This is a genomic window from Mammaliicoccus sp. Q-M61 (assembly GCF_022386055.1).
Lineage (GTDB): Bacteria > Bacillota > Bacilli > Staphylococcales > Staphylococcaceae > Mammaliicoccus > Mammaliicoccus sciuri_A.
Genome location: NZ_JAJNJL010000032.1, coordinates 1 through 449, shown reverse-complemented (window position 1 = coordinate 449; position 449 = coordinate 1). Strand labels below are relative to the sequence as shown.

The window sequence follows — 449 nt, the reverse complement described above, 5'->3', positions numbered from 1 at the left end:
CCATCGCCATCAGTATCCTTCGGAGTTTCAATATCAGGTTTACCATCACCATCTTTGTCCGTTGGTTGATCTGAAGATGGATCAGACTCATCTTTATTTGGAATACCGTCGCTATCGTGGTCTTCGTCACCGTCACTTACGCCATTACCATCAGTATCAGGGTTGTTTGGATCAGTACCGATGACTTTTTCATCTTCGTTACTTACACCATCACCATCGATGTCGTTGTCATCTTTATCTGTGATGCCATTGCCATCAGTATCTTTCGGTGTTTCAATATCTGGTTTACCATCACCATCTTTGTCAGTTGGTTGATCTGAAGATGGATCAGACTCATCTTTATTTGGAATACCGTCATTATCGTGGTCTTCGTCACCGTCACTTACGCCATTACCATCAGTATCAGGGTTGTTTGGATCAGTACCGATGACTTTTTCATCTTCGTTACT

The 449-nt window shown here is 42.5% G+C and carries 1 pseudogene; it reads right to left on the bottom strand.

What is annotated here, in order from left to right:
* Nucleotides 1-449 (bottom strand): annotated as a pseudogene (locus tag LQ677_RS14540) (hypothetical protein); the annotation flags it as partial.